A 6,493-nucleotide genomic window follows, 5' to 3' on the forward strand; every position below is an offset into this window, starting at 1 on the left:
ATGTCAAGAACGAACGTTCTCCCTCACGGCGTACACTGAGGCCATGACGCGCAACGCCGCCGACGGCAACGGCAAGGTCTCCGAAGCGCGCTCGCGACTGTTCGACACGGCGACGCGGATCTTCTACACGGAGGGGATCCACTCCGTCGGGGTCGACCGGATCATTGCCGAGGCCCAAGTGACCCGGGCGACGCTCTACCGGCACTTCGCGGGCAAGGAGGACCTCGTCCTGGCCTACCTCGATCGGGCCGACGAGATGATGCGCGGCCAGGTCGCCGCCGCCCAGGCGGCCTCCGGCTCGCCCGTCGAGGCCGTACGCGCGGTCGCCAGATCCATCGCCGAGGGCATCCAGTCCCAGGGGTTCCGGGGGTGCGCCTTCCTCAACGCGGCGGCCGAGTTCCCCGACCCGGCCCATCCGGTCCACCAGACCGTCCTGCGGCACCGGCAGTGGTTCCTCGACACGGTCACCGACCTGCTGGCGCGCATCGGCGACGCCCCCGCGGACGCCGACGGGCGCCACCTGGTCATGCTGAGGGACGGCGCCATGGCGGCGGGCTGCCTCTTCGACCCGGCGCTGATCGCCGACACCTTCCTGCAAGGAGTCGAAGGCATCGTGCAGAGCCGCCTCCAGGCGGCGCCGGTCGACTGAGCCGCACCGCGGCCGTCAGGCGGCCTTCACCCTGGTTCGCGCGTAGGCCTCCATCTTGGCGGCGAGGGCGTTCAGCAGGCCCCGCAGCAGCTTGACGGTGGTCGTGTCGACGAGGTTGCCGTCCGGGTCGAAGCGCTCGTGAGCGCGGTGGACGATGAGCTCGGGCTGGGCGACGACGTCCGAGTCGGGCCAGATGAACACCTGGCGCAACGCGAGCTGGGCGCGCACCGAGCCGAAGCCGGTGGGGGCGGCGCCGGCGATGGCGATGGGCTTGCGGCGCAGCGGTTCCCCTTCGGTGCCGGTCCAGTCGGTGCTGACCCAGTCGATGGCGTTCTTCAGCACGCCGGGGACGGAGTAGTTGAACTCCGGCGTCGCGATCAGCAGGCCGTCGGCCTCGGTGATCCGGTCGCGCAGGTCCTGCGCGGCCGCGGGCCTGCGGTCGGGGGTGTCCAAATCCATGTCGTACGGCGGGATGTCACGCAGCCCGTCGTAGATCTCCAGGTCGATGCTCGGTGGCGTGTGCATCCGGGCGGCCCGCAGTAAGGCGGTGTTGTGGGAGCCGGCGCGAAGGCTTCCGGAGATGCCCAGGATCGTGAGCTCGTTCCTCATCTCGCTTCCTCTCCATCCGTTGGGACCTGTCGGCGGTCGCACCGCGCGACTAACTGAACTGTACAGAACAGTACATCTGAACTCAACAGTACAGTTCAGATAAGATGGCCGCATGACGACGACGAGCAGGCGGGTCCCGACGGGAGAGCGCGCGGCGCGCAAGCGGGCCGCGATCGTCCGCGCGGCCCGCCGGCGGTTCCTGGAGCAGGGCTTCAGCGCCGGAATGGATCACATCGCCGCCGAGGCCGGCGTGTCCAAGGTGACCGTCTACAACCACTTCGCCAGCAAGGAGGAGCTGTTCAACGAGGTGGTGACCGACGCGCTCGAACAGGCCCTCGGGCGGACCGTCCGCGCCATGGGCGAGCGCCTGCGCACCGGCGACCTTGAGGACATCCTGACCGCCACCGCGCGCGAGTGGGTCGAGGGCATCGCCCAGCCCGAGGTGCTGGCCCTGCGTGCGTTGATCACCGCCGAGGCCCGGCGCTTCCCCGACCTCGGCCGCGCCTGGCGCGAGCAGGGGCCCGACCGGTTCGCCGAACCGCTGGCCGCCGCGCTCGGCGCCCGCGACGACCTGGACATCCCCGACATGGACCTGGCGCTCGTCCAGTTCTACGCGCTGGTGCTGTACCCCCACATCGTGCACAGCGCCTACGGCGAGAAGCTCGACCCCCAGTTCACCGATGACCTCATCACCAGGGGAGTCGACATGTTCCTGACGTACTACCGCAAGCGCTGAAGGCACCGGCCATCAGACGATTTCGAAGTTGGCCATCATCCCCATGTCCTCGTGCTCGGCGTTGTGGCAGTGGAAGAGGTAGCGGCCGCGGTAGCCGTCGAAGCGCGTAATAATCTCCGCTGCTTCGCCGGGCCGGAGCGAGACGGTGTCCTTGAGACCCGCGTCGTGAGGCAATGGGCGCCTGCCGCCACGTGACAGCACCCGGAACCCGACCAGGTGCAGATGGACGGGATGGTGCACGTCGGCGAACACCGGCTGGCCGAAGATCGCCACCACGTGCGCGCTGACGACGGCCCGCAGGGTCCACCCAGCGGGTGACGCCGTGCAACGTCAGGTCGCCGCCGATGACCCCGGGTCGGCCTTCCAGGTGCCGGTCAGGTAGTCGGAGAGCGCGGCGGGCGCGGGAATGGCGCTCATGGTCGTCTCCATGGGTGTGGTACCGCAGCGGGCTGTCAGGGGTGGAGGTCGGTCACTCCCTTGCCGGACGCGATGTCCAGGGGCACGGAGACCTGGTCGTGGGCGATCAGCCAGGTACTGTCGATCTTCCGCAGCCCGTAGGTGACCCGGACCCACATGCCGTCGGTGGCCGTCCCGTTCCGCAACGTGCCGCTGAGGCGGGCGAAGGCGTGCCCGAAGGCGACGTCCTCGCCCACGGTGAGGGTCAGGTCCCGGACCTGGTAGGTCACGGTCTCGAAGACCGTGAACACGTTCGCCCAGTTCCGGGCCTTCGCCTCGATGCCGAGGTGCTGGAGCGGCGGGTCGATGTCGAAGGACACGATCTCCGGCGTGTAGACCCGCTTGAGCCCTTCGAGGTCCTTGGACCCCACGGCTCCGACGATCGCGTCGATCTGCTGGCGGATCTCGATCTCGTCCGCCTCGCGGTGCGTGGACAGTGTCATCGGACTGCTCCCTTCGTGGTGGCCTCTCGGCTTCTCACACCACGAAGTTATGACCGCTGAGCTATCCCGTCCAAGATCTATATTGCTATGAGGCTATGACTCGGGAGGCATGATGGAGTTGAACGCGCTCCGGCAGTTCCTGGTGGTCTCGCGGCTGGAGCACCTCAGCCGGGCCGCCGAGGAACTGCGCGTCGCCCAGCCGTCGCTGAGCCGCACCATCGCCAGGCTGGAGGCCGAACTGGGCGTCCCGCTGTTCGACCGCAGCGGCCGGCTCCGGCTCAACGACACCGGCAGGATCTTCCGCGACCACGTCGAACGCGCCCTCGGTGAGCTGGAGGCGGGACGGCGCGCCGTCACCGAGGCCACGACCCAGGGCCTGGGCGCGGTGCGGCTGGCCTCGGAAACCTTCCTCACCCTCACCGCGCCGCTGGCGGCCTTCAAGCGCTCCCATCCCGCCGCCGAGATCCAGCTCCACTGGTCCCCGCCCGAGGACATGGCCCGCCGCCTGCGCGCCCAGGAGATCGATCTCTGCGTCGCCTCGCAGCCGATCCACCACCCGGGACTCCAATCGGCGCGGCTGTTCGAGGACGAGGTCGGAGCGGCCGTCCCCCTCGACCATCCCCTGGCGAGCCGCGCGTCGGTGACCATCGACGAACTCGCCGACCAGTCCTTCGTCACCGCCCGCAGCGGTCACTGGCTGCGCCGGCTGCTCGATCGGCTCTTCGCGGCGCACGGCCTCACCCCCAAGATCGTGTGCGAGAGCGACGAGCACAGCGCGATCTCCGACCTGATCAGCGCGGGCCTGGGCATCGGCCTCGTCCCCGCCTACGCCCGCCGCAGCACCACCCGCGCCCCGCTCGCCTGGATCCCCATCGACGACCCCGGCTCCCGCCGCACCGTGAACCTCTACTGGGCCACCGACGGCCACCTGTCCACCGCGGCCCGCCTCCTGCGCACCACGATCACCGACTGGAACTGGACCGCCCGCGGCTGAACACGCCATGGGAGGGACGAGTGCTCGCCGGCCGCCGCGGCGTTGCGGCTCCAGGTTCGTTCCCGCTGTCTGGGCCTGCCCGAGCGGCTGGCCGCCGTCCGCTCGGGCGAACTGGACGCCGCGCTGATCCGCGCGCTCAGCGACGCGCCCGGCCTCGAACTCCGGGCCCGCCCAGACCGGGCCGGCGTCCCGGAACCCCTCGGAAGCACGGAAGCCCCCGCCGCTTGTCGCGTGGGGGCTCGTTCCGTCAGTGTTAGGGGAGGACCTGCGTCATCACCCCGAAGTGGGCGAGGAGGGATTTGAACCCTCACATCCTTTCGGACACACGGACCTGAACCGTGCGCGTCTGCCGTTCCGCCACCCGCCCAGGGTGCCGTCCCGTTTCCGGGCGCTCGAAAAGGCTAGCACGGTGCGGGAGGTGGTTAGGTATCCAGATACTTCGAGCGAACCTCCGCACCGATACGATCGTCTACCAGTGGGGAAGGGAGGTGCCCGTGGGCGTCATTCAGCGCTTCGAGCGACGGCTCGAGGGCATGGTCGAAGGAGCCTTCGCCCGGGCCTTCAAGTCCGAGCTCCAGCCGGTCGAGGTGGCCAGTGCTGTGCAGCGCGAGATGGACGATCGGGCCGCGATCGTGGCACAGGGCCGCACGCTGGTCCCGAACGACTTCGTCGTCGAGATCTCTCAGCAGGACGGGCAGCGGCTGCAGGTGTACGCCGACAGCCTGAGCCAGGAGCTGGCGAACCTCGCGCGGGAGTACGCGAAGGAGCAGGGGTACTCCTTCGTGGGTCCGGTGCGGGTGCGGTTCGAGAACGCCGGTGATCTCGCCACGGGCATGTTCCGCATCAGGTCCGGTGTCATCAGGGGCTCGACCGTCGAGGGCGGGGAGATCCGCCAGCCGGTGAGCGACGTGCCGCAGGGCGGCCGGGGCGGGGCGTTCGGCGGCCATCCGCGGCTGCTGGTGACGACGGCGGTGGAGGGCTCCGACACGACACAGCGCACGTACGAGATCACCACTCCGGTCACCTTGCTGGGCCGCGGCACCGACTGCGACCTGCGTCTCGTCGATCCCGGCGTGTCCCGGCACCATGCCGAGATCCGCGTAGAAGGTCCCGAAATCGTGCTCGTGGATCTAGGGTCGACCAACGGCTCCTTCGTGAACGGTCAGCCGATCCGGCGGGTCACGCTGGTCGACGGTTCGCGCGTCACGATGGGCCGCACCACACTCGTGTTCCGCCGCGATAGGGAGTAACCCCGACTCCGATGACCCCATTCACCCTCACGCTGATCAAGCTGGCGTTCCTCGCAGTGCTCTGGCTCTTCGTCATCGCGGCCGTCGGTGTGATCAGGGCCGACCTGTTCGGCTCCAAGGCGGCCACCAAGGCGGCGAACCGGGCCTCCCAGCCGCCGCGGCCGGCGAAGGCGTCCAACCAGCCCAAGCCGCGCGCGCAGCAGCCGCCCCGCAGCGCCCAGCACGGACACCCGACGAAGCTCGTCGTCGTCCAGGGCGAGCGGGCGGGCACCGTCATCGATCTCACGGGGGTGCCCATCACCATCGGTCGGGCGAATGACGCCACGCTCGTCGTGACCGACGACTACGCTTCGAGCCGGCATGCCCGACTTTATGCGCAGGACGGTCAGTGGATCGTGGAAGATCTCGGCTCCACCAATGGGACCTATCTCGGACGCACGAAGGTGAGCCGGCCGATGCCGGTTCCGCCGGGCGTACCGGTCCGTATCGGCAAGACCGTGATCGAGCTGCGCAAATGACTCTGGGAATCCGCTACGCCGCGCGCTCCGACGTGGGCATGCTGCGCGAGGGCAACGAGGACTCGGCGTACGCGGGCGCGCACCTGCTCGCGGTGGCCGACGGGATGGGCGGGCACGTCGGCGGCGAGATCGCGAGCGCCGCCGCCATCGAGGCGCTGCGGGGGCTCGACAAGGACCTGCCGGCGACGGAGCTGCTCGCCGCGCTGGAGCACACGGTCAAGACCGCCAACGACAACCTGCACCGCATCGTGGAGTCCGACCCCGCGCTCCAGGGCATGGGGACGACGCTGACCGCGATGCTGTGGGCGGGCAACCAGGTCGCGCTGGTCCACATCGGCGACTCGCGCGCCTACCTGCTGCGCGACGGCAGCCTGTTCCAGATCACGCACGACCACACGCTGGTGCAGTCGCTCGTCGACGAGGGGCGCATCAGCCCGGACGAGGCGGCGTCGCACCCGCAGCGCTCGCTGCTGCTGCGGGCGCTCGACGGCCGCGGCGAGGTCGACCCCGACCTGTCGCTGCGCGAGGCGAAGATCGGTGACCGGTACCTGCTGTGCTCGGACGGGCTGTCCGGCGTCGTCACCGCGGAGACGATCTTCCAGGTGCTGACGGACGTGGCCGATCCGGAGCAGGCCGTCCGGCAGCTGATCGACCTGGCCAACCGGGGCGGCGGCCCCGACAACATCACCTGCGTGGTCGCGGACGTGGTCGACCTCGGCCAGGTGCCGCCGACGGGCGGTCCCGGGCGCGCGGTGGGCGCGGCGGCCAACACGGCGCCGCCGGATCCGCCGGGCGGCGGCGCGAACACCACCCAGGCCGACACGCCCGCCGGGCGGGC

At 70.0% G+C, this 6,493-nt stretch carries 9 protein-coding genes and 1 tRNA gene; 6 read left to right on the plus strand and 4 right to left on the minus strand.

Features of this window, described 5'->3' with window-relative positions; genetic code table 11:
- Positions 1-43 precede the first annotated feature (43 nt).
- A complete protein-coding gene (locus tag E1300_RS16995; protein ID WP_131757982.1) occupies positions 44-649 on the plus strand; it encodes a TetR/AcrR family transcriptional regulator in 606 nt (201 codons plus the stop codon).
- 15 nt (positions 650-664) lie between these two features.
- Here E1300_RS16995 and E1300_RS17000 read toward each other — a convergent pair whose 3' ends face one another.
- Positions 665-1,258 (minus strand): NADPH-dependent FMN reductase, encoded by a 594-nt coding sequence (locus tag E1300_RS17000; protein WP_131757983.1) that lies wholly within the window; start codon positions 1,256-1,258, stop codon positions 665-667.
- A gap of 112 nt (positions 1,259-1,370) precedes the next feature.
- Between E1300_RS17000 and E1300_RS17005 the strand changes: the two genes are divergently transcribed.
- A complete protein-coding gene (locus E1300_RS17005; RefSeq protein WP_131757984.1) occupies positions 1,371-1,994 on the plus strand; it encodes a TetR/AcrR family transcriptional regulator in 624 nt (207 codons plus the stop codon).
- A gap of 12 nt (positions 1,995-2,006) precedes the next feature.
- Here E1300_RS17005 and E1300_RS17010 read toward each other — a convergent pair whose 3' ends face one another.
- Both E1300_RS17010 and E1300_RS17015 read right to left on the minus strand, forming a co-directional pair.
- Complete coding sequence (locus E1300_RS17010) at positions 2,007-2,267, minus strand: multicopper oxidase domain-containing protein (RefSeq protein WP_242619194.1); 261 nt, start codon at positions 2,265-2,267, stop codon at positions 2,007-2,009.
- 179 nt (positions 2,268-2,446) lie between these two features.
- Positions 2,447-2,893, minus strand: coding sequence for a YybH family protein (locus E1300_RS17015; protein WP_131757985.1), 447 nt, complete (start codon positions 2,891-2,893; stop codon positions 2,447-2,449).
- Between the two features lie 109 nt (positions 2,894-3,002).
- Here E1300_RS17015 and E1300_RS17020 point away from each other — a divergent pair, with 109 nt between their 5' ends.
- A complete protein-coding gene (locus E1300_RS17020) occupies positions 3,003-3,887 on the plus strand; it encodes a LysR family transcriptional regulator (protein ID WP_242619195.1) in 885 nt (294 codons plus the stop codon).
- A gap of 284 nt (positions 3,888-4,171) precedes the next feature.
- Here E1300_RS17020 and E1300_RS17025 read toward each other — a convergent pair.
- A tRNA-Leu gene (locus tag E1300_RS17025) sits at positions 4,172-4,254 on the minus strand.
- A 127-nt stretch (positions 4,255-4,381) separates the two neighbouring features.
- On the opposite strand from E1300_RS17025, the gene E1300_RS17030 reads away from it, so the two are divergent.
- The 3 genes from E1300_RS17030 to E1300_RS17040 form a co-directional block, all read left to right on the plus strand.
- On the plus strand, positions 4,382-5,137 hold the full coding sequence (locus E1300_RS17030; protein ID WP_131757986.1) for an FHA domain-containing protein: 756 nt from the start codon (positions 4,382-4,384) through the stop codon (positions 5,135-5,137).
- 11 nt (positions 5,138-5,148) lie between these two features.
- Positions 5,149-5,655 carry an FHA domain-containing protein FhaB/FipA gene (locus tag E1300_RS17035; RefSeq protein WP_131757987.1) on the plus strand — a complete coding sequence of 169 codons (507 nt, stop codon included), beginning with the start codon at positions 5,149-5,151 and terminating at the stop codon, positions 5,653-5,655.
- Positions 5,652-6,493 (plus strand): Stp1/IreP family PP2C-type Ser/Thr phosphatase (locus E1300_RS17040; protein WP_242619196.1); only part of this gene is annotated, 842 nt, incomplete at its 3' end. The genes E1300_RS17035 and E1300_RS17040, both read left to right, overlap by 4 nt.

Source organism: Actinomadura fibrosa, from assembly GCF_900659615.1.
Classification (GTDB): Bacteria; Actinomycetota; Actinomycetes; order Streptosporangiales; family Streptosporangiaceae; genus Spirillospora; species Spirillospora fibrosa.

What these genes read in the sequence shown, in the direction of transcription:
- E1300_RS16995 (WP_131757982.1), top strand. Translation starts at nt 44, where the DNA reads ATGACGCGCAACGCCGCCGACGGCAACGGCAAGGTCTCCGAAGCGCGC.
- E1300_RS17000 (WP_131757983.1), bottom strand. Translation starts at nt 1,258, where the DNA reads ATGAGGAACGAGCTCACGATCCTGGGCATCTCCGGAAGCCTTCGCGCC.
- E1300_RS17005 (WP_131757984.1), top strand. Translation starts at nt 1,371, where the DNA reads ATGACGACGACGAGCAGGCGGGTCCCGACGGGAGAGCGCGCGGCGCGC.
- E1300_RS17015 (WP_131757985.1), bottom strand. Translation starts at nt 2,893, where the DNA reads ATGACACTGTCCACGCACCGCGAGGCGGACGAGATCGAGATCCGCCAG.
- E1300_RS17020 (WP_242619195.1), top strand. Translation starts at nt 3,003, where the DNA reads ATGATGGAGTTGAACGCGCTCCGGCAGTTCCTGGTGGTCTCGCGGCTG.
- E1300_RS17035 (WP_131757987.1), top strand. Translation starts at nt 5,149, where the DNA reads ATGACCCCATTCACCCTCACGCTGATCAAGCTGGCGTTCCTCGCAGTG.